The organism is Streptococcus sp. Marseille-Q3604 (assembly GCF_916619785.1).
Taxonomy (GTDB): domain Bacteria; phylum Bacillota; class Bacilli; order Lactobacillales; family Streptococcaceae; genus Streptococcus.
Genome location: NZ_CAKAKM010000001.1, coordinates 413687 through 440060 on the forward strand (window position 1 = coordinate 413687; position 26374 = coordinate 440060).

Sequence of the window (26374 nt, forward strand, 5' to 3'; positions counted from 1 at the left end):
ATGGAGCTAAACCGAAGGCTAGTACAACAATTCCCAATAGAATGAGACTAAAAAATGGGTGCTCTATAATATAGTGTAAAATGTCTGACATAGAAAGGCTCCTTTTAAATCATAATTATTTACGATTATATTATCAGAAATATTATGTTTTATCAAGCAAAAAAAGAGAGCCTTTCGCTCTCCTTTTATTTTAATGGAATTGCATCCCACCATCCACGATGATGGTTTGACCTGTGATGTAGTTTGAGTCAGGTCCAGCTAAGAAGCTAACTGCTGCTGCCACATCTTCAGGTTCTGACAAACGTTTGAGAGTAATATCTTTAGCAAAAGTTTGCATACCCCATTCATCATCTTTACCAGCGTTCTTACCAACTTCATGAGCAATGTCAAACATCATTGGAGTCTTAACGATACCTGGTGCATACGCATTGACAGTGATACCTGAATCAGCCAAGTCACGCGCCAAAGTTTGAGTGATACCACGCACTGCGAATTTAGTACCACCATATACAGTCAAGTTAGGGTTACCTACGACACCAGCTTGAGATGTTGCATTGATGATTTTACCACCATGACCAAGTGCTTTAAATTGTGCTTGTGCAGCTTGAGCACCCCAGATAACACCACCGACATTGATGTTAAATGTACGTTGGAACTGTTCTTCAGTAATAGTATCAAGTGGTGTTGTTGGTGCCACACCGGCATTATTAACAACAACATTCAAATCACCAAAGTGATCAACAACTTTTTGGAAAGCAGCTGCTACTTCAGCTTGTTTAGATACATCAGCTACAACCGCAAATGCCTTGTCTACTGACAATTCAGCAACAGCTTTTTCTGCAGTTTCAGCGTTGTAGTCCAATACTCCAACTTTAAAACCATCTTCAACCAAACGTTTTGCAATCGCAAAACCAATACCTTGACCTGCACCTGTAACAATAGCAACTTTTGACATACGAAATCCTCCTCTACCAATTAGAGTCACTGGCTTAATACCGAGCCTTATCTCAATTGGAATACGCTAAGTTAGTCAAGTTCTGGCAAAGTCATTTTCATAGGCTTTGTCTTAACTCAATTAAAATTCTACCCCTTTATGAAAACGTTGTCAAGTAATTATCAAACTTTTCTGAAAACAAATAAGACCACCTTAAGGTAGTCTTTGAATGATGACAAAGTCTTTTTGATAGTCCCTACTCAAGATTCAGATATGGGTCTCAAATTTCCCGAGTAAGAAAAGTCTCTATTAGATACTCGAGATAATCCCTAAACGCAACAATAAAATAGTTGATGGATTAAGATAAGCCTACTTCATTTCCTTCTTTTCTGGAATATAATCTCCTCCAAGATATTTTTCACTTAGTTTTTTCAAAGTTCCATCTGAATAGAGCTTTTTAACGGCTTGGTTAAACTGTCTTTGTAATTCATTGTTTTCGTTCGAAAATAAGATATAATTATTAGGATTTGATCCAGTGTCTAGTTCAATAACTTTAAAATCATATCTATTCTGTTTAATAATTGTTTCTACTGAAACTTTATCAAAAATTAAGTAGTCAAACTCACCGTTGGATAGATCAAGTAAACGTTTAGAGACATCTTCACCTGAATACTCAATAGTTGAAGGAGTCGCTTTATGCTTACTATTCCATTCATCAACTAATTTCGCTGTAGAAGTCCCTGTATCGTCTTGCGTTGTCTTTCCCGCAATATCGTCTAGTTTAGAAATACTAGAATTCTTTGGAACAACTAAGACTAAAGGATTGGTCGCAATCGGAATAGAATACAGATATTTACTTGCTCTCTCTTTAGTATAAGAGAGATTATTTGCTGCAATTTGAAACTTTCCACTATCCATACCAACAAAAATGGAATCCCAGGCAGTTATTTTAAACGAAATGTCATATCCTTTAATATACTTATTTGCCGCTCTAATGACCTCAATATCATAACCTGTTAATTTTCCATTGTCTTGATAAGAAAATGGTCTTATATTACCAGCAGTCGCTACCACAACCTTTTTTGTGTTAACATTATGCTTACTATTAGATTGACAAGCAACTAATAAAACGATGGCTAAAGCCATTGTGATACTATAAACTATTTTTTTCATTCTAAAACCTCCAAAATCTTAAAATTGGAAATTATTTTATCATTAGAATGAAGCAGTGTAAATTACAGATTTTTTATTAACTGATAAACAATATCTATCAAACAATTTCAAAACCTAGTGCTTCCATATCGTCCAAGCCACCTAGATTAGTCACCTTAGTATATCCTCGCTCTTTAAGAACTGATGCAGCGAATTCTGCACGAGGCCCCATTTTACAATAGAGGTAAATTGAAGCGTCTTTTTCAGCTGGAATGTCAGCAGAGAAAAACTGGGTGTGAGGTATTAAGCGAGCACCCTTTACATGACCTTCTGCATACTCTTCTGGACTTCTGACATCAATTAACAGTCCACCCTTAGCTAAATCAGATTGAATCTTTACTAAATCCATCTTACTCACCAAACCAAATCTGAATTTCTCGAGCCACAGATTCTTCTGAATCAGAACCATGAACAATATTTGGAATCATGTCCCCATCTGGTGCAGTTGCAAAGTCTCCACGAATCGTTCCTGGAGTAGCATCCCCAGGATTGGTTGCTCCCATCATATCACGCCATGACTTGATAACACCTGGGCCAGACATAATACCAATAACTGCTGGGCCACTCATCATGAATTCAGAAATACTAGGGAAAAATGGTTTATCAACCAATTGGGCATAATGTTCTTTAAGACGTTCTTCGTCAAGCATCAGCATCTCCATACGCTCAATAACGAAGCCACGTCGCTCAATTCGATCAAGCACTTGACCAATTAGATGGCGTTTAACAGCATCTGGTTTAATAATAAAAAATGTTTTTTGCATGTTCTCAACCTTCATCGTTTTTTTCCATTTTACCATAGGAAGTATCATATTGCAGGGTAAAATCTTATATAGTCTTAAACTATGCCCTCAGAAAGAAATTAACTATTTTTTATTAATGCAAATAAAAAGTATCATGGAATAAAATGATATTTTGAGGTTAATTTTATGACAAAATCTAAATTCCAATTAGTCGGTTCTCTTCTTCGTCCAGCGGATCTCCGCAAACATAAGGACGAAATCGAGCATCGTGACGACATCCAGTATCCTTTCTATGATGCCCTTCCTGGTTATCAAGAAACTGAAACAGCAGATATTAAGCAAATTGTGGCTAACCAAAAAGCTAACGGTATTGACATCCTTACTGATGGTGAGTTTGGACGTTCTATGTGGCATTTAGACTTTGTCTGGGGATTTAAAGGAATTGAACGCTACATTGCTGAACATGGCTACACTTTTAAAGACCATGATGGTGGCCAATATGAGACTCGTAAAGATATTGGTATTCGTATTACTGAACCACTCTCAGGTAAGAACCACCATTACCTAGATATTTACAAATTGGTTAAAGCTGAAGCAGGTGATGAAGATACCAAACAAACTATCTGGGGACCTGCTCATGCCTACACTGAACTTGCTATCTTTGACCGTTTGGCTGGTCCTGGACAAGTCTACGAAACAAATGAAGACCTCAAAAAAGGTATCATTAATGCCTATAAAGAATTCTTAGAAGAATACAAGGCTATCGGTGGAAAAATTGTTCAATTTGATGACTGTCTCTGGGAACTTTTTGACCCATCAAACCCTGCAAGTTTCTTTGCGGAAGGTAATTCTGATTTAGCAGAATTGGCTGATGAGTTTGTAGCTATCAATAACGAGGTTGTAGACTATGCTCACGAAATTGGTTTAACGGTTTGGACGCACAACTGTCGTGGTAACTATGAAAGCCGTTCTGCTGCCGAAGGAACTTACGAAGCCATCGCTAAGAAGTTCTTGGCAGAGCAACACTATGACCGTTTCTTCCTTGAGTGGGATAGCGACACCGCTGGTGATATCAAAGCTCTCGAAGCCCTCAAAGACAGCAAAGCTGAAGTTGTACTAGGACTTTTGTCTTCTAAAACTACTGAGCTTGATGACGAAGAACGTGTCCTCGATTTGCTTGAAAAAGCGAGTCAAATCCTTCCAAAAGAACGTCTTTTCCTCTCTCACCAATGTGGTTTCGCCTCATGTGACTCAGGGAATGAGTTGGCAACACCTCAACAATGGGCTAAAATCAAACAAGGTCAAGAAATCGCTAAGAAATTCTTTGGCTAATTGAATACTTTTAAATCTGAAAATCCCTTGCCGTATTCGGTAAGGGATTTTAATGTTGTCTAAGCTTGAATAAAAGGTTGTAAATCTTTAAGAGCTCGCTCAGCAATTTTTTCATAGCGCTCTTTCTTGTCACGAATACGTGGCCCTTCCAACTCTTTGATAATACCAAAGTTAACATTCATTGGTTGGAAATGTTTACTTTCAGCATGTGTCACATAATATGGCAGACTCCCGATAGCTGTTGTGTGAGGGAAGATAACCTCATCTTCACCCATAAAGAGACGGGCAGCATTGATGCCGGCAACCAAACCTGAGGCAGCTGATTCAACATAACCTTCAACACCAGTCATTTGTCCCGCAAAGAACAAATTAGGGTTTGATTTTGATTGGAAGGTCTGTTTAAGCAAGTTTGGCGAATCCATGTAAGAGTTGCGGTGCATCACCCCGTATCGCACAAATTCAGCATTTTCAAGACCTGGAATCATTTGGAAGACACGCTTTTGCTCTCCCCATTTGAGGTGGGTTTGGAAACCAACGATATTGTAGAGGCTACCAGCCGCATTGTCCTGACGAAGCTGAACAACCGCATAAGGGGTCTTGAAGTCACCATCACGTGGACCCTTATAATCCTCAGGATACTCCAAACCAACTGGTTTCATAGGACCATAGAGCATTGTCTTGATACCACGTTTAGCCATAACCTCGATAGGCATACAGCCCTCGAAATACTTTTCTTTTTCAAAAGAATTCAAAGGAGCTTCTTCAGCTGTTGTCAAGGCCTCGTGGAAGGCCATGAACTCTTCCTTGGTCATTGGACAGTTTAGGTAAGCTGCTTCACCCTTGTCATAGCGTGACTTAAGGTAGACTTTGTTCATGTCGATAGTCGCTTTATCAACAATCGGTGCAGCAGCATCATAGAAATAGAACCCATCTCCACCGTTAAGCTTGTGAATTTTTTCAGCTAAAGCATCAGAAGTCAAAGGACCTGAAGCAATAACTGTAATGGCATCATCAGGAATTTCTGTGATTTCTTCACGGATAACTTCAATTAATGGATTGTTCTCAATTTCAGCTGTCACTGCTTCTGCATAACCTTCACGGTCAACCGCCATGGCACCACCAGCTGGCACACGGTGAGCTTCTCCATTACGCATAATGATAGAGTCCAAGCGACGCATTTCTTCTTTAAGAAGCCCTACAGCATTTGTCAAGCTATCGCCACGGAAAGAGTTAGAGCAAACCAATTCTGCAAAGTTTGTTGTCTTATGCTGAGGTGTTGCTTTGACCCCACGCATTTCATATAGTTTTACCGGAATACCACGTTTAGCAATCTGATAAGCTGCTTCAGAGCCGGCCAAACCAGCTCCAATCACGTTAATATAATCTGCTTTTGATTGAGACATGACACTAATACCTCTTCGAGAACAAGATGAAATCCTGCCCCCACAAATCTTTCTTCATTTTTACTCTTAGTAGTATAGCAAAAAACTCCTCATCTGGCGACTAGGAGTCATCTGTATTTAAAGGGGTAAAATGATCGTCACTCTAGCACCATGCGTGTTATTGTCATTCGAAAGAGCAAGACCACCATGGTGTAAGCGAATAATATCATTGGCAATAGTCAGACCAAGGCCACTATGATTGCGGCTCTGTCTACTTTTATCCTCTTGATAAAAGAGCTGAGTAGCCTTTTCAAGAGATTCAAGGGAAAATCCAGGACCAGAATCAAGGCAGATAAACTTGAATTCATCTTCTTCTACCCTAGCGGTCAGGAGCAACTGACTGCCACTGGGTGTATGCTCTACGGCATTTGAAACAATATTCATAAAAGCTCGATTCAACAAGGACCTGTCCCAATGGCCTATGATTTCTTTCCTAATATCCTTCTTGTCAAAGACTACATTGATTTGTTTCGTTTGAGCTAGTGACAAGGTTTGATCGTAAATGTCTTCAATAAATTCCCTAACCGAAATGTCTTCAAGCGTCAAGGTTTTCGTCAAACTCGTTTTGTTGAGTTCGGACAACTCTTTAACATAAGAATCAACCTGTGTAATCCCCTTTTGAAAATGTTCTAATAAGTCCATCTGTTCCGCATCCAAGGGAGTCATGGCTAAGAGGTCTGCATTCCCACGAGCAACTGTCAGTGGTGTCTTTAAGTCATGTGTTAGGGCAGAAATCTGATTTTGCTTATCTTGCTCTGCCTTCCAATTTTCCATCAAAGACTCACGAAGTGCTACTCGCATATGATCCAAACCACTTAAAACCTGGTTAAACTCAGTAATTTTAGATTTGGACGTTTGAAAATCCAAGTCTTGCTCTGCTATTTTCTTTGTTGCCTTCAATATTGGTCTTAACTCCCGACTCAATTTACTAGCATAGTAAAAAGTTAAAGTAATAAATATGAGTAGGATAGACACCATCATTGAGCCAATCATCAATAGATCAGCATTGGGAAAATGCTGGTTCATCCACTCATTACGATACCGAGGTGATAGTTGATAATTGACAATAACAATGCCGTCTGACCGTTCAAAAGACTGAAAATAGCCGTATATTCCACCGTGAGCATTCTTGAATTGGTAATTTAGTAAGGATTCTTCTTGCAAGTTAACTGGCATGTTAGACTTCTTAAGCTTAAAATCTCTAGTCAAAAAGACATAACTAGTACCATCAGGTAAAACATCAGGATTAAAGGCCTTAGAAGTTTCAATTTCATTCCTGACGGCAGACAAATCACTTTCTACCTGATTTGCTGGAAACACAACGCCAAAACGATAAGACAAGCTGAACAAAGACAAAATAAGTAGGCTACTGATTGCTGATAGAACTGTAAGACTGACGACATAAGATATCAAGATTGTTCTTAGAGAGTGTTCTCTTTTTTTAATTAGTGCCACTTGTAACCAATCCCCCAGACTGTTTCAATAGGATTTTGCCCAACATCTTTGAGCTTTGCACGGATATTTTTGATATGTTCGGCCACTGCTGTCGGACTCCCTTTATCCTCATAGCCGTACAAATGCGTGTAGATTTGTTCTTTGGAAAAGACTTGGCCCTTATTTTCAGCCAGAAACTGACAAATACCATATTCTGACTTAGTCAAATCTAACAACTGATTCTCAACATAAAGCTCCTGAGCAGACAAATCAAACTGAATATTTCCAATTAATAGCTTATGGTGGCGCTCACGATGTTCACGTCTCAAGTGTGCAGCCACACGCGCTTGAAGTTCTTTAACCCCAAATGGCTTGCAAATATAATCATCAGCACCATAAGTCAAGCCTTGAACAATATCAGCCTCTTGCGTTTTGGCTGTAATAAAGAGTATAGGACAATCCACCTGATCACGAATCTCATGACAAAACTGGAGACCATCAACATCAGGCATCATGATATCCAGTAAAATCAAGTCAAACCGTGGCAACGAGTTCTTATCTAAATCCAAAACACTTGTAAGGCCCGTCACCTTATGATTTTGGAGCTCTAAAGCCTTAACAACCAATTGAACAATATCTTCCTGATCATCAACAACAAGTATCTGAGCCATAACCTTTCCTTTCGTACAAAGTTACCCTTATCATATCATCTATAGAAGAGAACTGACAAGGCGTAGAGTAGATAAATATGTGTTGGGTAAAAGACATAGAACAAATATTTTGACCCTTTACCTCTTTGACCGTTATAACAAAGCATTAAAGGAGCTGCAAATATTTCCATCCATTCAATGTATTTAAACATTAGATCATGAATAGATAGCTTACTTAAAACAATCGTAATTAGTACCCAAACAAGACTAACAGTCACAAAAGCAAGTACTTCTTTCTTAAGATTCTTGTGACAAAGATACATAGCGATACCAGTCAAAAGTAACCACGTTCCTCCATCGCTGATAAATGTATGAACTGGCAACACTGTGAAATTGAGTAAATTTAGTAGAAAACCTAACATAGGTTTGTTCACACTTAGCAGATAAAAAGGCACCATTAGCAATGGGAGTAATATTGGAAAAAGTAAAGTTAGTATCCCTTTAAGGTATTTCTTTTCTTGAATCCAAGCGATACCTTGAAGAGCTACGAGCAAGATAACGAATGATGACAACATCATATTTTGTGGAAAGAAACCATCTGGCCTTACAAGAGGATGTAAAAAATTATAAAATCCAAACTGAATCAATCCCATTAAAATAGCTAAAGCATAAATCCTTAGGAAGTATTTTTTTCGATTGTGTGTATGGACGAAACCTTCAATCACAGCAAATAGAAATATGGGGGCCGCTAATCTCCCAATCATAGTAAACCAAATGGGTATTTTTCCTGTATATTCAAAAAAATATTGAATATGGTCGAATACCATAGTAATTAGAGCTATATATTTGAGTTGGAAACCTGATAGACTTAAACGTTTCATAATAACTCTCCTTTCTTTTCATCCTTAGTATAAAAAACAAATTTAAGGAAAGTATCAGTTTTTTTGATAAAATGCAAAAAACTATCTCAAGACTTAACTTGAGATAGTTTTCTTTTTATTTAACAATAGATTCTTTGTAGTCACACTCTTCGTTACTACAGATAACTTGCTTGCCGCCACCACGGACTTTCTTCTCGACAAGATAATCGCCTGATTTAGGACAGTTACGTCCAACAGGGATATCCCACGATGTAAATTCACAGTCAGGATAGCGATCACAACCATAGAAGACACGATTTCGTTTTGTCTTACGTTCGATGACCTGACCTTTACCACAGGTTGGACAAGTAACGCCAATTTCTTTGGTTATGGCTTTAGTATTGTGACAATCTGGGAAGTTACTACATGCATAAAACTTACCATATCGACCAAGTTTGATTACCATTGGGTGACCACAGAGGTCACAATCAAAACCAGCTGGCTCATCCTTGATTTGGATTTTTTCAATACCTTCTTCAGCTTTTTCCAATTCTTTTTGGAAAGGTTTGAAGAACTCATCAATAACCTTTTGCCACTGCTCTTTACCGATTTCAACTTTATCGAGTTTTCCTTCCATCTCGGCAGTGAATTTAACATCCACGATGTCTGGGAAGAATTCGACGATTAAGCTATTAACGATTTCACCAAGTTCTGTTGGTTCAAAACGTTTAGCTACTAATTTAACATAGTAACGACGTTGAATAACATCAAGTGTCGGTGCATAAGTTGACGGACGACCAACACCATTTTCTTCCAGCGTCTTAATCAGTGTCGCTTCAGAATAGCGTGCAGGTGGTTGCGTAAAGTGTTGTTCAGGCGTTGTCACAACCTTCTTAACCGTATCACCTTCAGCCATATCAGGAAGCATTTTATTTTTATCAGAGTCGTTGTAAACGGCCATATAACCATCAAACTTGATTTGGCTACCATTTGCTGTGAAAATGACTCCGTTTTGAGACAAGGTCACCTTCATCGTATCAAATACAGCAGCTGTCATTTGACTGGCCACAAAACGATTCCAAATAAGGGTATAGAGCTTGAGCTGATCCTTATCCAAATACTTGGCAATGCTCTCTGGTGTTTGGAAAACATTTGACGGACGAATAGCCTCGTGGGCATCTTGCGCCGCTGAGCTATTTTTCACCTTACTACCATGCTTAGAATACTTAGAACCAAAGCGTTCTGTAATAAATTCAGCCGCTTGATTTTGAGCCACTGGACTGATACGTGTTGAGTCCGTACGCATATAGGTAATCAAACCTTGAGCGCCTGAACCAAGATTAATCCCTTCGTACAATTGTTGAGCAACCATCATGGTCTTACGTGTACGGAAGTTGATTTTATTAGCAGCATCCTGTTGTAGTGATGACGTTGTATATGGCAATGGTGCATTACGACGGCGTTCTTTTTTCTCTACCTTATCTACGTTGAAGTCGTCACTTGTGATACGAGAGAGAACAGCTTGAACATCGTCATTATTGTTGAGCTTAAGCTTTTTACCATCCAAGCCATAGAAACTAGCCTGAAATTTCTTAGCCCCCTTCTTAAAGGCACCATCAATTGTCCAATATTCTTCTGGTTTAAAAGCCTTGATTTCATTCTCACGGTCAATAATGAGCTTAAGAGCTACCGATTGTACACGACCGGCCGAAAGACCTTTCTTAACCTTCTTCCATAGAAGAGGTGAAATAGAGTAACCCACAATACGGTCCAAGACACGACGAGCTTGCTGGGCATCTACCAAGTCCATGTCAATGGCGCGTGGCTCTACAAAGGCATTTTTCACTGCGTCTTTAGTAATTTCGTTAAAAACGACACGATTCTTATCATCTGGCTCTAATCCAAGAATATGTGACAAATGCCATGAAATGGCTTCCCCTTCACGGTCCGGGTCACTTGCGAGAAAGACTTGCTTGGCTTTTTTAGCTTCTTTCTTCAATTCATTGATAAGAGGTCCCTTACCTCGAATATTGATGTACTGAGGTTCGTAGTTGTTTTCAAAATCAATAGACATACTTGATTTTTTCAAATCACGAATATGCCCAACAGAGGCTACAACTTTATAGTTACGGCCAAGATACTTCTCAATCGTTTTCGCTTTAGCAGGAGACTCCACGATGACCAAATTTTTCTTTGGTGTCGCTCTCTTTTTAGTCGCCTTTTTGGCTGTCGTTTTCTTTGTTGTTTTAGTTTTCGTTTTTGTTGTCGTTGCTGTCGCCATAGACTATTTCCTTATATTGTTATAAACTGGCTGCGCCACTCATCTGTCTAAAATCTAGTCACAAGACATTAAAAAATGAAACATCTTGGACCGAGCAACTAACATGATACCTTCCTTTTCTTTAACTGTCAATAAAAAACTTTATCTCTATAGGAGAACTTTGATTTTCAAGAAAACTCTGAAAGGATGTCAAACCCTGTCGTAATGCACTTTGCGCCCTCTTGAATCAAATGATGGCATCCGTCTGACTTTCCATCTAAAATATTTCCTGGAATAGCAAAGACATCTCTTCCTTCTTCCATGGCACGCTCACAAGTAATCAGACTTCCCGAGCGAAGCTTAGCTTCTACGACCATAACTCCTTGACACAATCCAGAAATAATCCGATTGCGTTCAGGAAAGTGGTACTTGAGAGGCTGTTCACCCGGTCCATATTCTGTAAGAACTAAATGATTTTTTGCCATATAGTCCTGCAAAGCTTTATTTTCTTTAGGATAATAAACATCAAGTCCGGTCCCGATAACTGCAATGGTGTTCCCCTTATTTTTCAAGGCCTCCATATGCGCACAAGTATCAATCCCACGCGCCAATCCACTCACAATAGTAAAGTGATTCCCAAGTTCACTAACAATTTTTCGAACGGACTGTTTGCCTGTTTCAGAACACTTTCTTGCCCCAACAACAGCTAGCTTTGGTTTACTCAGCAAGTCAAGATTCCCTTGATAATAAAGAAGAACAGGAGGATTATAGGTATGCTTCAGCTCAATGGGATATTCTTTATCAAAAATCGATAACGTAGGAAAATGGTCGAATTGTTCTTTGAGTTGCTTAATATCTAAACTCTTATACTTTTCCATAAAAAGAACAGCATTTTTAGACTTGGATACCACTGCCATATCACGTAAACTTAATTTTCTATCTTGAGTTTTTTGATAGTCCAAAATATTTAAGATATTTAAATTCGTCAACCCAGCGGCTTTTAGTTTAAAAAGTTCAAAATTATTCATATAGATACCTCCTTTTCATTATTCGTAACAGAAAAGAAAAAAGCTCCATTATGGAACTTTCCGTGATTACAAATCATTTTCAGAAGCAAAATAAGACGCCGCGCCTAGTAGGTTACTATCGTTATGGAAATGACAGGCTTGAATAGTTATGGGCTCAAAACCTAATTCAGGCTTATCCTTAAATAACTCCTCATAGGCATCACTTATTCCTTCTATTAAAGTACCTTGCCTACTGATACCACCACCGATAACAACTTTCTCCAGCCTAAAGAAGCTCTGCAAATTTAGCACAAGAACAGCAATTTCATGACAATAGTCTTTAAATAAAAGATTTAGCTCTTCCGATTGATTTCCCTCTATAGCTGAGAATACGGCTGGACCATCGTCTTGATTTAACCCAAGTAATTGACTGGCTTCATGAACAAAGCCAACTGCAGAACCCTTATTATCGACAAGGCTTACTAAGCCATGCATAAACAATTCCCACTGGAAAGGTAGAGAGGTTTGACTCATTCTTTGGGGACTTGGAGAACGCAAATATTGGGTAACCGACAGAGGAGTTAACAAATCCCCCTGTGAGACAATGCCTAAGCCAACACCGGTACCTAAAACCAAGGCAGCACCACAATCCAAATCCTGTAAGCTACCATATCTTGCTTCAGCCAAAGCTGCCGCATCAGCATCATTGATAACCTTTACAGGCAGTTGAAATGTTTTTGACAAGCGTGTCCCCAGAGGAATGGCTATCAAATAAGGAATAAGACCACCCTTGAAAACAAAACCTCGTTTACTATTAATTTCGCCCGGGCATGCAATGGCAATACCAGAAATACCATTCTTAAATGATGAAATCATACTCTCTAAAGTTATCCAGAAATTATCTAGGGACGATGGTGTCGGCACTTTAGATTGGTTGCTAATTCTAAAATCATCATCAACTAACCCAAACTTGATAAAGGTCCCTCCAATATCAATAGCTAAAATCACGCCACTTCACCTACTTTTTAATGATTGACTTTATTGGTTCGAAACTTCTTCTATGAATTGGAGTAACACCAAAGTTATCTAGGCCAGACAGATGATCCTTGGTACCATAGCCTGCATTTTTGTCAAAGGCGTAGCCAGGGAACTCCTGATCATAATCAGTCATCATATTATCCCGAGTTACCTTTGCTACGATCGAAGCTGCTGCGATAGATAAAGAATTAGCATCCCCTTTTATGATTGATGTTTGTCCTATTGGTAGGTCCAAGCTCATGGCATCAATTAACAAATGTTCTGGTTTGGGACTCAGTTTTTCAATAGCTTCAGCCATAGCAAGCTTGGTTGCTTCATAAATATTAATGTCATCAATCACATGATTGTCCTTTATACCAATCCCAACAGCTACCGCTTCCTTCATTACCTCCTTATAGATAGCTTCATGTTTAGATTTTGGAATCTTTTTACTGTCATTGAGACCCTTTATTTTGCAAAGCTTTGGTAAGATAACCGCTGCAGCTACAACTGGGCCAGCTAAAGGACCACGTCCAACTTCATCAACACCTGCAATGAGTTCAACTCCATGAGCATAAAGCGACTTTTCGTAACTGAGCATCTTTTCTAAGCGCTCTTCCTCAGCAATCTCAGCTAGGATAGCTTTGCGACGTTGCTTTATGGCAGTCTGTACACCAGATCGACTATCTTCCTCAAAACTTGCCCATCGGTAGTCATCAAGATCTGTCAATGCTGCCAATTGCTCCTTGACTTCTTTAATTGTCGCCATCAGTATCGACCCCAACAATATCAAGTGTGTAACGGCCTAGTTTTCCATCACGAACTTCTTTGACAAATAGATTATAAAAACGGTCATAATCTTCACGGAAGCCAAGTTTTCGAGTCATTTCCATAATGATTTCTGGTGCCTCTTCTTCAAGTTCAATCCCTTTGAAGCGTTCCTCTAAACGTTCAGGATAGTAAGTTTTAAAATAGTTGAGTCCAAATATCGTCACTTCATCCATTGGCAATAGCTGGTCCTTGATGGCACCAGTCAAAGCGAGTTTCAATCCAACCAATTCATCTTCAAACTTAGGCCACAAAATACCTGGAGTATCAAGAATCTCCAAGTCTTTATTAGACTTCAACCACTGTTGACCTTTTGTAACGCCGGGTTTATTTCCTACAACAGCAATCTTTTTACCAGCTAAGCGGTTCATCAAGGTAGATTTCCCTGCATTTGGAATCCCAATAATCATGGTTCGTAAGGTCTCTTTCTGAATACCGCGTTCACGTAGCCGTTGAATCTTGTCAGCCATAAGACTCTTAGCAGCATCTGTTACCAATTTAACTGTAGATTGTTCCTTGGAATTGATGGCCAAGGTTTTAATCCCTTGACTCTTAAAATAGGTACGCCATTCTTTCGTACGATTACTGTCAGCGAGGTCAGCCTTATTGAGAATTAGAAGCTTTGGTTTATCGCCAACAATTTTGGTCAACATAGGGTTCTGACTCGAAAGTGGCAAACGTGCATCCACTAAAATTGTAACAAAATCAACATGTTTAAGGTTCTCCTGAACCTGTCGACGGGCCTTAGACATGTGGCCTGGAAACCATTGAATAGTAGCCATATATGTTTCTCCTTTTGTATTCTTAGCAAAATATCATTTAAAATCTTTAAAAAAAGCCAAATCATTGGCTTTGCTTTACTTATTATTATAACAGATTTAATTTGAGATGCCCAATTGATAAAGGTTGCCTACCCCTCAACAGGCATAAAGTTACCAACAATCTTACCAATGATTCGAGGCTCTTCGTCATAGGGTGCAAACTTATCACCATAACGTTTATTGAGAGAAACTAAACGAAGACCCTCTTCCTCACGATAGACCTTTTTGATATAGGTTTGACCATCCCAGTCTACAGCATAAACAGCTCCATCATAATCAAAGCCCGTTTGTTTGATCAGCACTACTTCTCCATTTAGGTACGTAGGTTCCATAGAGTCTCCAAATACCCATGACGCAAAATCATGATCTAATTCTTCATCATAGAAAACTTCATCGTAATTGCCATCACCAAAGTAAGTGTAACCAGTTCCGGCTGATAAACGCTCGAAAACTTTGTAAGAGTAAAGCGGAACAACAGGTGCTTTTTGCTTTTCTGCTTCTTGCTCTTCTAGGAGAGCCTTAGTGAGTCGCAAAGCTTCTTGGCGATTTTCCTCATTTAATTCCAAGTAGACTTCTACAATCTCATGCTCAGAAAGAAAATAGGTCTCAGCTACACCAAAAAGTTCGGCCAAAACCGAAAGGTTCTTTTGATTAGGTTTCGTCTTACCATTTTCCCAATTAAAATAAGAGGAGCGTGAAATTCCTAGATGCTTAGCTACTGATGCTTGGCTCATTCCTTGTGCTTCTCGAATTTCCTTAAGTCGTTGTCCTGAAAACATAGCTACCTCCGTAAGTTAATAAACTAACATAAGTTTATCAAAAAAAGTAGTTGTTTTCAAGTGAAACTAACTACTTTTACATTTCTCTTTTATCTCATTCTTTAACTAAAAATCCTAGATGGTTAAGTGCCTCTTCAATATAATCTATATCTTGCTCACTATCTGCTTCGACAAGATGATAATGAACACCGTTTGTCAAATCAGATAAGGGGCGAAAGTCATTTGACGAGGCCTGGTCTAAAAAATGACTAACATCTCGACGACAAGTCAATTTCAACAAAGTCTGAATTTCTCCATAAACTGGATGATCTATCATGATATTTTGAATACGGCCTCCATTATCAACAATAGCCAAAAGCTCATCCTCCATATCGGACACTTTATGATTCACCTTAAATAGTCGATGTACATAAGAATTGTCATCGCTACTTTTATAGATATATCCCCTATTAGTTGAAATAATCTGGGCACCATCTGCACGCAAGAGGGCAATATCTTGAACAATGATTTGACGTGTCACACCAAAATGCTCCGCCAAACTCTGTCCATTCATTGACTCTTTAGCTCCCTTTAAGAGTGCCAATAATTCTTGTTTTCGATTTGAAGCCATAGACCAACCATCCCTCTTTCAATTAGCGTATTTTTCGAATACTTTTGAAAATCGTTAATGCTATAACATAGTCTATCATACTATGGACAATAGTGCCAAAACCAACTAAAACAAAGAGAACATAGAACAGTTTTTGGAAATCCTCTCCTGTTACAGAATAAAAAATCACGCAAGCAAGAACTTCACCTATGGCATGGATAAGACCTAAAACAAAGTTGAAAAGTAATGATGATTTATGGTTTTCTATCGTTTGTGGAATTTTTTTCAAATAGAGTGCGCCTAAAAAGCCAAATATAATATGTGAAAAGGCCCTAAAAACAACCACAATCGGATAGCCAGCCATAAAGTATCCCAAACTAGAAGCTAAGATAACAAAAGCAGTTACCCAGGGAGATATAAACATAGCTAGAAATATTGGAACATGACTCCCCAAAGTATACGAAGCCGGTGGGATGATTAGTTTAATTGGCATGATACTTGGGATAAGGATAGCAATTGCAGTTAATAAAGCTGCAAAGGTCATTTCTTGAATTCTCTTTTTCGGTTTCATAATCTACTCCTTTTTATTGTATATACATTAGTATATTACAGTGTATAGTTATATAAGTCAATGTTTTTCAGAAAAAAACACTAGAGCAAAGTGCCCTAGCGTTCTATGTTTCTTATTTACGTTTTTTCTTAGCTTTTTTCATCTTATTAGCTTGACGCTTCATCGCATGTTTCATGGCAAATGAACCAACCTTACCTTTAAGGCCACCACCAAGCATTTGGCTAAGATCCATATTTCCAAGATCTGGCATACCAGCGCCACCCATCATGCCTTCGAGAGCAGACATATCCATATTACCCATATCAGGCATATTTGGCATGTTTTTTGGCAGATTATTTGGGTTAAGACCCATTTGACGCATCATTTGCTCCATATCACCAGACATAACACCTTGCATCATTTGTTTGGCTTGGTTGAAGTCTTTAATAAACTTGTTTACTTCGATGAAGGTATTCCCTGAACCATTGGCAATACGGCGACGACGACTTGGTGTCAAAAGATCTGGATTTTCACGTTCTTCAGGTGTCATAGATGATACGATGGCACGTTTGCGCGCAATTTGTTTCTCATCTACTTTAACATTAGCCAAGGCTGGATTGTTAGCCATACCTGGCAACATCTTAAGCAAATCCTCCATAGGACCCATATTTTGCACTTGGTCTAATTGGTCAATGAAGTCATTGAAGTCAAAGGTGTTTTCACGCATCTTTTCAGCCAACTCAAGAGATTTTTTCTCATCGTACTCTTGAGAAGCTTTTTCGATAAGGGTAAGAAGGTCACCCATACCCAAAATACGGCTTGACATACGGTCTGGGTGGAAAGTCTCGATATCCGTAATTTTCTCACCAGTACCCGTAAATTTGATTGGCTTGCCGGTAATCTCACGAATAGAGAGAGCCGCACCACCACGTGTGTCCCCATCAATTTTTGTAAGAACAACACCAGTGATATCTAGCTGTTCGTTGAACTCCTTGGCAACGTTAGCAGCTTCTTGACCAATCATGCTATCCACAACCAAGAGAATTTCGTTTGGATAAGCAAAATCCTTAATATCATGCAACTCTTGCATGAGAGTCTCGTCAATCTGCAAACGACCAGCCGTATCAATCAAGACATAGTCATTCTTGTTGGCACGCGCTTGTTCCAAACCATTTTTGACAATCTCAACTGCTGGTGTCTCTGTTCCCATATCAAAAACAGGAACATTGATTTGTTGCCCCAAAGTCTTCAACTGATCAATGGCTGCTGGACGATAGATGTCCGCCGCAATCATCATTGGACGGGCCTCTTGTTCCTTAATCAACTTATTAGCCAATTTACCAGCAAAGGTTGTCTTACCAGCACCTTGGAGACCAACCATCATAATGATTGTTGGAATCTTTGGAGATTTCTCAATTTCAGATGTTTCAGACCCAAGAATCTCTGTCAATTCTTCATTAACAATCTTGATAATTTGTTGTGAAGCATCAAGAGTATCAATGATTTCGTGACCTACAGCACGTTCACGAACACGTTTAATAAATGTCTTAACGACTGGTAGCGCTACGTCTGCTTCAAGAAGTGCCAAACGAATCTCTTTAGTGACTTCTTGAACTTCTTTCTCTGAAAGTTTTCCTTTACGTCTTAAATTTTTGAAAACGCCTTGCAAGCGTTCCGTTAAGCTTTCAAAAGCCATATATCATTTCCTCTCTTACTTTCTGCTTGAATCTAATCTCTATTATCAATGCTGCTGAGCACAGCAATTTGTTCCTGAAGATAGCTATCGTCTGGATATTTTTCCATGATATCATCAAAAATTTGGCTACGAACGATGTAATCTGAATACATATGTAATTTCATCTCGTAAGCTTCTAAAATCTTCTCAGTACGCTTGATGTTATCATATACTGCCTGACGACTCACACCAAATTCCTCAGCAATTTCTGCCAAACTGTAATCATCCGCATAATAGAGCTCAATATAGTTCATTTGCTTATCTGTCAACAGTGCAGCATAGAACTCAAAAAGGGCATTCATGCGATTGGTTTTTTCAATTTCCATAAGCTCCATTTTACCATAAAATCATGGTGTTAGCACGATTCTTGTGCAGAAAAAAGCAGTGACTTCTAGTTATTCTCCAAATAAAATTCAAAACGGTCACCAACATAGTAACTTCGTACATATTCGAAAGCCTGACCGTCTTGGAGGAAGGAAATTTGTGTCAGACTCAAGAGAGCATCGCCAGTCTTAACCTTAAGGTGCTTGGCTAAACTACTATTGGCCAAACTAGCTGATATGGTCTGCTGACTTTTCCCTATTTCATAGCCGTTATCGGTCAGTGTCTTGAAGAAATGTTCCGTAATTTCTGACTCCTTGAAACCTCGGATAATCTTCTCAGGGATACTGGCAATCTCATAGGCAACTGGAAGATCATCCGCAAAGCGAACACGTTCCATACGAATCACATAGGACTGTGGTAAGACACCTAAATTTTTGATTTCAAATTCATTGGGATGCACACGTTTATATGAAATAAGCTCACTAGACGGTTTCTTGCCTTGGGATTTAACAATCTCTGTGAAACTCGTGGTTCCACGCATCTTTTCCTTAACTCGACTGCTGGCCACAAAAGTACCACTACCTGGTTTACGCTCTAAAATACCCTCGTCTACTAAAAGTGTTATGGCCTGACGCACAGTCATACGACTCACATCAAAAGTGTCGCAAAGATCCCGCTCGCTAGGGAGACGTTGCCCGATTTTCCAAGTGCCATCATCAACATCTGCCTTAATCTTATCATGTATGCGAATATATGCTGGTAGCATCTAATACCCCCTTCTTTACCCCTATTTTACAAAAAAACTAATAGAATTGTAAAGGTGACGACAAGACTTACAGTTCATCGTATAAATCTAGGTGCTAAGTCCTTAAAATTGTGATACAATGATTGCATAAGAGTCCATGTGTGACGTAAAAAGAAAGGGTAATAATGACTGACATTTCCACTTTGAATGATGTGCAGAAAATCATTGTTCTAGACTATGGTAGCCAATACAATCAGCTGATTGCACGTCGTATTCGTGAATTTGGCGTTTTCTCTGAATTGAAGAGCCATAAAATTACCGCTGATGAAGTCCGTGCCATCGATCCTATCGGTATCGTACTTTCAGGTGGTCCTAACTCTGTTTATGCCGAAGATGCATTTGGTATTGACGAAGAAATTTTTGAACTTGGTATTCCAATTCTTGGTATCTGTTACGGAATGCAACTGTTGACCCACAAACTCGGTGGTAAAGTTGTTCCTGCTGGTGAAGCCGGTAACCGTGAGTATGGCCAATCAACACTTCGCCTTCGTGCCCAATCAGAACTCTTTGCAGGGACTCCTGAAGAACAAGTCGTTCTTATGAGCCACGGTGATGCTGTTACAGAAATTCCAGAAGGTTTCCATCTTGTTGGTGACTCAGTAGATTGCCCATTCGCCGCAATGGAAAATACTGAGAAAAACTTCTACGGTATCCAATTCCACCCAGAAGTTCGTCACTCTGTATATGGTAACGATATCTTGAAAAACTTCGCTTTCGGTATCTGTGGTGCCAAAGGTGACTGGTCAATGGCTAACTTCGTAGATATGCAAATTGCACAAATCCGTGAAACAGTCGGTGACCGTAAAGTCCTTCTTGGACTCTCAGGTGGGGTTGATTCATCTGTTGTTGGTGTCCTTTTGCAAAAAGCTATTGGAGATCAATTGACATGTATCTTCGTTGACCACGGTCTTCTCCGTAAAGGTGAGGGTGACCAAGTTATGGAGATGCTCGGAGGTAAATTTGGCCTTAACATTATCCGTGTTGACGCTTCTAAACGCTTCCTAGATCTCTTGGCTGGTGTTGATGATCCTGAGAAAAAACGTAAAATCATCGGTAACGAGTTTGTTTACGTCTTTGATGACGAAGCAAGCAAACTTAAAGGTGTAGACTTCCTAGCTCAAGGAACACTCTACACTGATATTATTGAATCAGGTACCGAGACAGCTCAAACAATCAAATCTCACCACAATGTTGGTGGTCTTCCAGAAGACATGCAGTTTGAATTGATTGAACCACTTAATACCCTCTTTAAAGATGAAGTACGTGCCCTTGGTACTGAAATGGGAATGCCTGACGAAGTTGTTTGGCGTCAACCTTTCCCAGGACCAGGACTTGCCATCCGTGTTATGGGTGAGATCACTGAAGAGAAACTTGAAACTGTTCGTGAGTCTGATGCTATCCTTCGCGAAGAAATTGCCAAAGCTTGTCTTGAGCGTGATGTATGGCAATACTTCACTGTTAACACAGGCGTTCGCTCTGTCGGTGTTATGGGTGATGGCCGTACTTACGACTACACTATCGCTATCCGTGCTATCACTTCAATCGACGGTATGACAGCTGACTTTGCGAAACTTCCATGGGAAGTTCTTCAAAAGATTTCTGTTCGAATCGTTAACGAAGTTGACCACGTTAACCGTATCGTCTACGATATTACAAGTAAACCACCTGCAACCGTAGAGTGGGAGTAAAATATAAACCTAATTTAAAGTGACTTGATTGATTTAACAGCATTTTGAATTGTTTTAAAACGCTAAAATCTAATTAATTATATTTGGTTCCCCACCAAATACCCCACCAGAATTTCTTTCTGGTGGGGATTTTTTATATCTTAATTACAAAAATAAATCAATAAGCAATGTTATGGGGTCAGAAAAATTTTTGCTTTTCTGATGTTCAATACTAACTCTTACATCATACCTAGATAATGGGGTAAAATCAAAACTCTCTGATAGTTATTTATTTGTAAAAAAATTCACTTTAATCATTTGCTATATTTCCTTCATTCACATTTAGCCCATAAATTTCAAAATCATGGTAGGATCCATTATAGAACTCGAATTGGGAAATTTCGCTTTCCTTTTTAAAACCTAAACTGATTGGTATAAACTTACTTTTAACATTCTCAACATCTATATAAATCAAAAGCTTATCAATTTTAAATTTGGATGGAATGATTTTTATTAATTGTTTTAATCCCTGCTTTACAAAACCTTGATTTTCATATTTTTCTGATATCCAATATCCAATTTCAGCTTGATGTTTTTGTAAATCAATATTATGTATATCTATCATCCCTACTGGTGTCTGATTGACGCAAATTGTTAACATAAATAACTCATTACGCTCCATTTTTTCACGTGCATACTTTATAAACGCTCTTTCATTTTCAATACTTTTCATTTCTTCCACCCAAGGAAGCCACATAGCAAGACGTTCTCGTTCAATAGAAACAATCTCATATAACCCTTCACTATGGCTATCGGATATATATAAAAGTTGGCATCGTTTCCCACGTGATTTAAATTCTATGAATAGTTTCGAGTCCAAGTTGGTAGAATCCACTTCATACTCCTTGTTATAAATGATAATATTCTTTAACTCTTTATTTACGAAATCATTATATAACTTTTTTACTACTTTTCAAATAAATAAAATTTTGTCTATCTTTTTGAGGACAGAACACATTACAACAACAAATGAATTAAGGTAAAACTAAAAGGACCTAGTCCTATATAGTAGAGAACTAAATCCTTCACTTAAATTATTTGTCTAACTTTCTAGTATCAGTTCAAGTTTACACCACTCGACTCTTCACATAGTCAGGATAGCATATAAAGATGTTTGCTTACTTAGTGAAATCCAATACTTTACGTCCTTGAATTTCACCTTTTTCCATTTGATCAAAGACTTCTACCGCTGTATCAACAGGAACAGTTTCAACAACCGGTACTACCAAGCCTTGTGCACCGAAGTCAAAGGCTTCTTCCAAGTCTTTACGTGTACCTACAAGAGATCCAACAACACGGATACCATCTAGAACTGTTTTGACAATTGAGAGATCCATATATTCTGATGGGAGACCAACCGCAACGACTGTTCCACCAGCACGTACACTATCGATAGCCTGGTTGAAAGCAACCTTAGAAACCGCTGTTACAACAGCACTGTGTGTACCACCAGTTTTTTCTTGGATATAACCTGCTACATCTTCAACTTCTTTACCGTTCACCACTAAATCAGCGCCAGATTCTTTAGCCAAATCAAGTTTATCTTGGTTGATATCAACAGCCACTACTCGTGCATTGAAAACCTTCTTAGCATATTGAATAGCCAAGTTACCTAGTCCTCCAGCACCATAAATAGCTACCCATTGACCAGGTTCAACTTTAGCTTCTTTAATAGCTTTATATGTTGTAACTCCCGCACAAGTAATAGATGAAGCTTGAGCTGGATTAAGTCCTTCTGGAACTTTCACAGCGTAGTCAGCAGTAACCAAAGCGTAGTCACTCATACCACCGTCAACACTATAACCAGCATTTTTTACAGAGCGACAGAGTGTTTCACGACCAGTTGTACAATATTCACAATGACCACATCCTTCGAAGAACCAAGCGATTGATACGCGATCACCTTTTTTAAGTGTTTCAACCCCTTCGCCAACTTCTTCAACAATACCAATTCCTTCGTGTCCTAAGATACGACCTGGTACTTGGCCAAAGTCTCCATGAGCTACATGAAGGTCAGTATGGCAAACGCCACAGTACTCAACTTTAACCAAAGCTTGACCATGACCAACTACTGCTGGTTTTTCATGATCAACAACTTCAACACCTGTACTTGCTTGATTAACAACAACTGCTCTCATCTTAATTACCTCCATATGATAACTGTTAACACCTTCATTATAGCACTTACAGAGACTATGTCAACGCTTACATAAAGCTTTTCTTAGCTTGCGAAAACTTTCTTGAAAACTCTCTATACAAGTGGAATTGCTACTATTTCTGCTGCTGATATTGCTTTGTTTCAATCATTTCCAAGATACCTATACTGTCTCACAAGTGTCTTGGAATCAACTAGACTGACTTCAAAATGGAAATAATGATTGCGTCCATCTCTGGCATTCTCTTTATTTAATAGAAAATAATTCTTTTGACTGATAGCCATCTCCCTCATAATATCATCCGTCAAAAAGGTTAAGGGAATATCCATGGCAGAATAACGATAAAAGTCTTCTTCAAATTTTAAATAGCTATCAGAAAAATAATCAATTTGAAGTTTATCATCATAAATTTTTCTCTTCCTCATCTATGTTTTCAACCCCCAAACTAATTTCTAATATATCCTTTGTTCGAATACATTTATATCGCTTGCAAGATTTTATAGTAACTTGATTAAAATCCAAGTCAACCACATAGCCACTACATCTACAGCGCCTACCTTGATCCTTTATCTGGAAACTTCCCAATAATTGACCTGAATAAAGCTGGTTTAATAAAGTAAACTTCTCTAAATCATCCAAATGACTCCTAAGATTTTCTTTAGTCTTATCTTCATGTAGGGAGCTTGTGTGTTCTGATAAGAAAAAGCCCATCCACTTCATCATTCCCCTATCTTGATGTTCCCTAGCTGATTGAAAGGGAAGGTAACTACGGTCTATCATTTTAAGCCATCTAATCCTCCAGCAGAGTGTCCACCAATAAGCTTACTTCGAGCAAGACTCCTAGATGCCTCCTGTAAAGCAGTTGCTTTTTGAATGGTCGTAAAGCCAAATTCCTGTCGAATACTATCTATAGCTGCCTGAAGTCTTTCTTCTTTATCAATGTCATCTGGGTTATCAAATAAAGAAAGAATTTGAAGCCTTTCATCTACAAAGTTTGCATAAGAGACACTGACACTTCGAACAGCCCCTCCTTGATATTTCTTCCTAAAGAGTTCAATGACATGACTTATTAGTACTCTTGTATTATTGGCAGGTTCAATCTTCATCTGTGCTTGTAACGAACGCTTGCCCTCTAACTTTGAAAATCCAATGCTGATGGAAACTTGACAAGCTTTCTTATGGGCTCGTCTTAACCTAATAGCTACCTGTTCTGCCATCTCTCTTAGAATCAATTCAATATCAGCTTGACGCTCATAGTCTCGTGGCAAGATTTGGGAATTCCCTAAGCCATGTGACTTTGGTTTATAAGGTTTATGAACATTACTTTCATCGATACCGTTGGCATGAAAAAAGAGATCTAAGCCTACAATACCCAACTCCTTTTTAAGGGTATCAGGATTGCTATTAGCAAGTTCTCGAATGGAGAAAATCCCTAACTTGTTTAGACGCTTCTCCATCCGCTTTCCAATCCCCCAGAAATCGGTCATATGGGGAATATTCCAAACCTTAGTTTCAACATCTTCATAGGACCAGTTAGCTCGCATAGTAGCTGTATGTTTAGCCTCATTATCAAGAGCTAACTTAGCCAATAAGGGATTGCTGTTAGACATACCAACTGTTGAGTAAATACCTGTCTCCCTCCAAATGTCTCTTTGAATACGCCCTGAAATCATATCTAACTTATCTTTTCTAGCAACAGTCTTATCGGGAATAAAGTAATTCAGTGACGACGTGAGATCAATGAACCCCTCATCAATGGAATAAGGAAGAATGTCTTCAACACTGGCATAATTCTGGAAAATGTGTTGAATCTGGATATTCTTTTTTATATAGAGGTCCATTCTAGGAGGAACGATAAAGGTAACTTTGGCCCAAGATTCGATATAATCTACAAAATCTCTATCCGTTGGAAGTCCTTGCTTTTTGGCATTATAATAATGAAACTTACGAGAATGAATGTCAAAAGGTAAGTCATAAGAACGACTAACATTTGACTTGCCAAAGACCTGCTTAAATATGGGAGAAGAGGCTAGTATCAAACCATTAGCATTTTCAGCCCTACTCATCACACATAGAGAGGTCTTAAGAGGGTGCAGTCCACGTTCAACACACTCCACACTTGCATAGAAAGATTTCATATCTACAAAAGCAATATCACTTTGCGGTTCTCTTGAATAATCAAAATATCCCATGCTTGTCCTTTCGTTAGTTTATAAACTAACACTAGTATAAATTATAACTTCTTATATTTCAAGTATTTTCCATAAAAAAATAACAACATCCCTTCTAGAATGTTGTTATCCTTCTATTTTTTCCCTTTAACTTGGTCTGTGGCAACATCTTCGCCAAACCACTTGTTAGATATCTTTTGGAATTCTCCTTTTTTATAAAGGGTTCTAAATCCTTGATTGATTTTTTTGATCAGTGTCTTATCTGCTTTACGAGCACCTACAGCAAAGCTTTCACCTTCATAACCAGCAGGCATAACATTATACTGATCCAGAACCCCTGATTTTTCTAAGTAGTAATTAGCATACACACGGTCAATCAATAGACCGTCAATACGTCCACTATCAAGGTCAATCAAGGCTTGAGTAAAGGTCGAATATTGGACTGCTTTTTGGTTGGCAACGATATCCTTCAAAATCTTCGGAGAAGCATTGAAAGCATCATAACCGGAAGACCCTGCTTGGGCACCTAAGGTCTTACCTGACATTCCAGCAACAGAATCAATTCCCGAAGACTTTTTGGTTACCAGTACTTGTTCATTGACCATATAAGGTTCCGTGAAGTCCGCAGACTGCTTACGCTCATCCGTGACCGAGTAACCATTCCAAATGAGGTCAATTGTCCCATTCTTCAGTTCTGTTTCTTTCATATCCCAGTCAATAGCCTGCCATTCGACATCGATACCATACAATTTAAAGACTGCAGTTGCAAGATCAATATCAAAACCAACATAGCTACCATCCTTTTCCTCATATCCCATAGGAACAAAGGTTGCATCAAAACCAATTTTGATTTTCTTTTCTTTGGTATAGGTTTGCCACTGATCTTTCTGAGTTGCAAAATGTGAGCGCGAGCTGCAAGCTGATAGCGCAAACAAAGGCAAAATGACAAGACAGCCTAGCAAAATCGTTTTTACTATTTTTTTCATGGAAAATCCTCA

27 protein-coding genes are annotated in these 26374 nt (G+C 38.7%); 2 read left to right on the plus strand and 25 right to left on the minus strand.

The features are described from left to right. Nucleotides 1-190: 190 nt before the first annotated feature. The 4 genes from LG375_RS01840 to ndk all read right to left on the minus strand — a co-directional run bounded on the left by LG375_RS01840 (nucleotide 191) and on the right by ndk (nucleotide 2910). On the minus strand, nucleotides 191-955 hold the full coding sequence (locus tag LG375_RS01840) for a (S)-acetoin forming diacetyl reductase (protein ID WP_156246754.1): 765 nt from the start codon (nucleotides 953-955) through the stop codon (nucleotides 191-193). A gap of 348 nt (nucleotides 956-1303) precedes the next feature. After that, nucleotides 1304-2107 (minus strand): transporter substrate-binding domain-containing protein, encoded by an 804-nt coding sequence (locus LG375_RS01845; RefSeq protein WP_211180760.1) that lies wholly within the window; start codon nucleotides 2105-2107, stop codon nucleotides 1304-1306. 97 nt (nucleotides 2108-2204) lie between these two features. Beyond that, nucleotides 2205-2495, minus strand: coding sequence for a rhodanese-like domain-containing protein (locus LG375_RS01850; protein ID WP_211180759.1), 291 nt, complete (start codon nucleotides 2493-2495; stop codon nucleotides 2205-2207). Nucleotide 2496: 1 nt separating this feature from the next. Beyond that, the gene (ndk, locus tag LG375_RS01855) at nucleotides 2497-2910 is read right to left on the minus strand and encodes a nucleoside-diphosphate kinase (RefSeq protein ID WP_225745172.1); all 414 of its coding nucleotides are present in this window, start codon (nucleotides 2908-2910) and stop codon (nucleotides 2497-2499) included. A gap of 165 nt (nucleotides 2911-3075) precedes the next feature. Here ndk and LG375_RS01860 point away from each other — a divergent pair, with 165 nt between their 5' ends. Beyond that, entirely contained in the window at nucleotides 3076-4221 is a 1146-nt protein-coding gene (locus LG375_RS01860) for a cobalamin-independent methionine synthase II family protein (RefSeq protein WP_225745173.1), read from the plus strand. A 59-nt stretch (nucleotides 4222-4280) separates the two neighbouring features. Here LG375_RS01860 and trmFO read toward each other — a convergent pair whose 3' ends face one another. From trmFO to LG375_RS01935, 15 genes are all read right to left on the minus strand, one after another. After that, nucleotides 4281-5624: a methylenetetrahydrofolate--tRNA-(uracil(54)-C(5))-methyltransferase (FADH(2)-oxidizing) TrmFO gene (gene trmFO, locus LG375_RS01865; RefSeq protein WP_155213083.1), complete on the minus strand. Its 1344-nt coding sequence runs from the start codon at nucleotides 5622-5624 to the stop codon at nucleotides 4281-4283. A gap of 117 nt (nucleotides 5625-5741) precedes the next feature. Next, a complete protein-coding gene (locus tag LG375_RS01870; protein WP_225745174.1) occupies nucleotides 5742-7118 on the minus strand; it encodes a sensor histidine kinase in 1377 nt (458 codons plus the stop codon). Next, complete coding sequence (locus LG375_RS01875; protein WP_014634562.1) at nucleotides 7109-7768, minus strand: response regulator transcription factor; 660 nt, start codon at nucleotides 7766-7768, stop codon at nucleotides 7109-7111. Before LG375_RS01875 ends, LG375_RS01870 begins: the two co-directional genes overlap by 10 nt. Nucleotides 7769-7803: 35 nt before the next feature. After that, nucleotides 7804-8628, minus strand: coding sequence for a TraX family protein (locus LG375_RS01880; RefSeq protein ID WP_110981437.1), 825 nt, complete (start codon nucleotides 8626-8628; stop codon nucleotides 7804-7806). 115 nt (nucleotides 8629-8743) lie between these two features. After that, nucleotides 8744-10888 (minus strand): type I DNA topoisomerase, encoded by a 2145-nt coding sequence (topA, locus tag LG375_RS01885; RefSeq protein ID WP_073949738.1) that lies wholly within the window; start codon nucleotides 10886-10888, stop codon nucleotides 8744-8746. Between the two features lie 167 nt (nucleotides 10889-11055). Further along, on the minus strand, nucleotides 11056-11895 hold the full coding sequence (gene dprA, locus LG375_RS01890; RefSeq protein WP_070847319.1) for a DNA-processing protein DprA: 840 nt from the start codon (nucleotides 11893-11895) through the stop codon (nucleotides 11056-11058). Nucleotides 11896-11961: 66 nt separating this feature from the next. After that, nucleotides 11962-12882 (minus strand): ROK family protein, encoded by a 921-nt coding sequence (locus LG375_RS01895; RefSeq protein WP_225745175.1) that lies wholly within the window; start codon nucleotides 12880-12882, stop codon nucleotides 11962-11964. Nucleotides 12883-12892: 10 nt separating this feature from the next. Next, entirely contained in the window at nucleotides 12893-13660 is a 768-nt protein-coding gene (locus tag LG375_RS01900) for a ribonuclease HII (protein WP_225745176.1), read from the minus strand. Further along, nucleotides 13647-14501 (minus strand): ribosome biogenesis GTPase YlqF, encoded by an 855-nt coding sequence (gene ylqF, locus LG375_RS01905; RefSeq protein WP_002891069.1) that lies wholly within the window; start codon nucleotides 14499-14501, stop codon nucleotides 13647-13649. Before ylqF ends, LG375_RS01900 begins: the two co-directional genes overlap by 14 nt. Nucleotides 14502-14629: 128 nt before the next feature. After that, nucleotides 14630-15319 carry an XRE family transcriptional regulator gene (locus LG375_RS01910; RefSeq protein ID WP_225745177.1) on the minus strand — a complete coding sequence of 230 codons (690 nt, stop codon included), beginning with the start codon at nucleotides 15317-15319 and terminating at the stop codon, nucleotides 14630-14632. Nucleotides 15320-15413: 94 nt separating this feature from the next. After that, complete coding sequence (locus tag LG375_RS01915; protein ID WP_013990508.1) at nucleotides 15414-15929, minus strand: transcription repressor NadR; 516 nt, start codon at nucleotides 15927-15929, stop codon at nucleotides 15414-15416. 22 nt (nucleotides 15930-15951) lie between these two features. Beyond that, nucleotides 15952-16479: an ECF transporter S component gene (locus LG375_RS01920; protein WP_225745178.1), complete on the minus strand. Its 528-nt coding sequence runs from the start codon at nucleotides 16477-16479 to the stop codon at nucleotides 15952-15954. A gap of 112 nt (nucleotides 16480-16591) precedes the next feature. Then, nucleotides 16592-18154 (minus strand): signal recognition particle protein, encoded by a 1563-nt coding sequence (ffh, locus tag LG375_RS01925; protein WP_084868990.1) that lies wholly within the window; start codon nucleotides 18152-18154, stop codon nucleotides 16592-16594. Nucleotides 18155-18186: 32 nt separating this feature from the next. Next, complete coding sequence (locus LG375_RS01930) at nucleotides 18187-18519, minus strand: putative DNA-binding protein (RefSeq protein ID WP_002883908.1); 333 nt, start codon at nucleotides 18517-18519, stop codon at nucleotides 18187-18189. A 65-nt stretch (nucleotides 18520-18584) separates the two neighbouring features. Then, nucleotides 18585-19283, minus strand: coding sequence for a GntR family transcriptional regulator (locus LG375_RS01935; protein ID WP_002883912.1), 699 nt, complete (start codon nucleotides 19281-19283; stop codon nucleotides 18585-18587). Nucleotides 19284-19447: 164 nt separating this feature from the next. Between LG375_RS01935 and guaA the strand changes: the two genes are divergently transcribed. After that, the gene (gene guaA / locus LG375_RS01940; RefSeq protein WP_002891075.1) at nucleotides 19448-21010 is read left to right on the plus strand and encodes a glutamine-hydrolyzing GMP synthase; all 1563 of its coding nucleotides are present in this window, start codon (nucleotides 19448-19450) and stop codon (nucleotides 21008-21010) included. Between the two features lie 289 nt (nucleotides 21011-21299). Here guaA and LG375_RS01945 read toward each other — a convergent pair whose 3' ends face one another. From LG375_RS01945 to LG375_RS01970, 6 genes are all read right to left on the minus strand, one after another. Next, nucleotides 21300-21884 carry a GNAT family N-acetyltransferase gene (locus LG375_RS01945; RefSeq protein ID WP_002891076.1) on the minus strand — a complete coding sequence of 195 codons (585 nt, stop codon included), beginning with the start codon at nucleotides 21882-21884 and terminating at the stop codon, nucleotides 21300-21302. A 283-nt stretch (nucleotides 21885-22167) separates the two neighbouring features. Next, nucleotides 22168-23187 (minus strand): alcohol dehydrogenase AdhP, encoded by a 1020-nt coding sequence (adhP, locus tag LG375_RS01950; RefSeq protein WP_014634571.1) that lies wholly within the window; start codon nucleotides 23185-23187, stop codon nucleotides 22168-22170. Nucleotides 23188-23348: 161 nt separating this feature from the next. Next, nucleotides 23349-23630 (minus strand): DUF5960 family protein, encoded by a 282-nt coding sequence (locus LG375_RS01955; RefSeq protein WP_002891080.1) that lies wholly within the window; start codon nucleotides 23628-23630, stop codon nucleotides 23349-23351. Further along, complete coding sequence (locus LG375_RS01960) at nucleotides 23608-23985, minus strand: hypothetical protein (protein WP_002891083.1); 378 nt, start codon at nucleotides 23983-23985, stop codon at nucleotides 23608-23610. Before LG375_RS01960 ends, LG375_RS01955 begins: the two co-directional genes overlap by 23 nt. Next, nucleotides 23982-25397, minus strand: coding sequence for a Y-family DNA polymerase (locus LG375_RS01965; RefSeq protein ID WP_225745179.1), 1416 nt, complete (start codon nucleotides 25395-25397; stop codon nucleotides 23982-23984). Before LG375_RS01965 ends, LG375_RS01960 begins: the two co-directional genes overlap by 4 nt. Nucleotides 25398-25510: 113 nt before the next feature. Further along, nucleotides 25511-26362, minus strand: coding sequence for an amino acid ABC transporter substrate-binding protein (locus LG375_RS01970; protein ID WP_060971242.1), 852 nt, complete (start codon nucleotides 26360-26362; stop codon nucleotides 25511-25513). Nucleotides 26363-26374: the final 12 nt, after the last annotated feature.

Bases quoted from the DNA above. Each gene is read 5' to 3' on its own strand.
- LG375_RS01840 (WP_156246754.1), bottom strand. From the start codon at position 955: ATGTCAAAAGTTGCTATTGTTACAGGTGCAGGTCAAGGTATTGGTTTT.
- LG375_RS01845 (WP_211180760.1), bottom strand. From the start codon at position 2,107: ATGAAAAAAATAGTTTATAGTATCACAATGGCTTTAGCCATCGTTTTA.
- LG375_RS01850 (WP_211180759.1), bottom strand. From the start codon at position 2,495: ATGGATTTAGTAAAGATTCAATCTGATTTAGCTAAGGGTGGACTGTTA.
- ndk (WP_225745172.1), bottom strand. From the start codon at position 2,910: ATGCAAAAAACATTTTTTATTATTAAACCAGATGCTGTTAAACGCCAT.
- LG375_RS01860 (WP_225745173.1), top strand. From the start codon at position 3,076: ATGACAAAATCTAAATTCCAATTAGTCGGTTCTCTTCTTCGTCCAGCG.
- trmFO (WP_155213083.1), bottom strand. From the start codon at position 5,624: ATGTCTCAATCAAAAGCAGATTATATTAACGTGATTGGAGCTGGTTTG.
- LG375_RS01875 (WP_014634562.1), bottom strand. From the start codon at position 7,768: ATGGCTCAGATACTTGTTGTTGATGATCAGGAAGATATTGTTCAATTG.
- LG375_RS01880 (WP_110981437.1), bottom strand. From the start codon at position 8,628: ATGAAACGTTTAAGTCTATCAGGTTTCCAACTCAAATATATAGCTCTA.
- topA (WP_073949738.1), bottom strand. From the start codon at position 10,888: ATGGCGACAGCAACGACAACAAAAACGAAAACTAAAACAACAAAGAAA.
- dprA (WP_070847319.1), bottom strand. From the start codon at position 11,895: ATGAATAATTTTGAACTTTTTAAACTAAAAGCCGCTGGGTTGACGAAT.
- LG375_RS01900 (WP_225745176.1), bottom strand. From the start codon at position 13,660: ATGGCGACAATTAAAGAAGTCAAGGAGCAATTGGCAGCATTGACAGAT.
- ylqF (WP_002891069.1), bottom strand. From the start codon at position 14,501: ATGGCTACTATTCAATGGTTTCCAGGCCACATGTCTAAGGCCCGTCGA.
- LG375_RS01910 (WP_225745177.1), bottom strand. From the start codon at position 15,319: ATGTTTTCAGGACAACGACTTAAGGAAATTCGAGAAGCACAAGGAATG.
- LG375_RS01915 (WP_013990508.1), bottom strand. From the start codon at position 15,929: ATGGCTTCAAATCGAAAACAAGAATTATTGGCACTCTTAAAGGGAGCT.
- LG375_RS01920 (WP_225745178.1), bottom strand. From the start codon at position 16,479: ATGAAACCGAAAAAGAGAATTCAAGAAATGACCTTTGCAGCTTTATTA.
- ffh (WP_084868990.1), bottom strand. From the start codon at position 18,154: ATGGCTTTTGAAAGCTTAACGGAACGCTTGCAAGGCGTTTTCAAAAAT.
- LG375_RS01930 (WP_002883908.1), bottom strand. From the start codon at position 18,519: ATGGAAATTGAAAAAACCAATCGCATGAATGCCCTTTTTGAGTTCTAT.
- LG375_RS01935 (WP_002883912.1), bottom strand. From the start codon at position 19,283: ATGCTACCAGCATATATTCGCATACATGATAAGATTAAGGCAGATGTT.
- guaA (WP_002891075.1), top strand. From the start codon at position 19,448: ATGACTGACATTTCCACTTTGAATGATGTGCAGAAAATCATTGTTCTA.
- adhP (WP_014634571.1), bottom strand. From the start codon at position 23,187: ATGAGAGCAGTTGTTGTTAATCAAGCAAGTACAGGTGTTGAAGTTGTT.
- LG375_RS01955 (WP_002891080.1), bottom strand. From the start codon at position 23,630: ATGAGGAAGAGAAAAATTTATGATGATAAACTTCAAATTGATTATTTT.
- LG375_RS01960 (WP_002891083.1), bottom strand. From the start codon at position 23,985: ATGATAGACCGTAGTTACCTTCCCTTTCAATCAGCTAGGGAACATCAA.
- LG375_RS01965 (WP_225745179.1), bottom strand. From the start codon at position 25,397: ATGGGATATTTTGATTATTCAAGAGAACCGCAAAGTGATATTGCTTTT.
- LG375_RS01970 (WP_060971242.1), bottom strand. From the start codon at position 26,362: ATGAAAAAAATAGTAAAAACGATTTTGCTAGGCTGTCTTGTCATTTTG.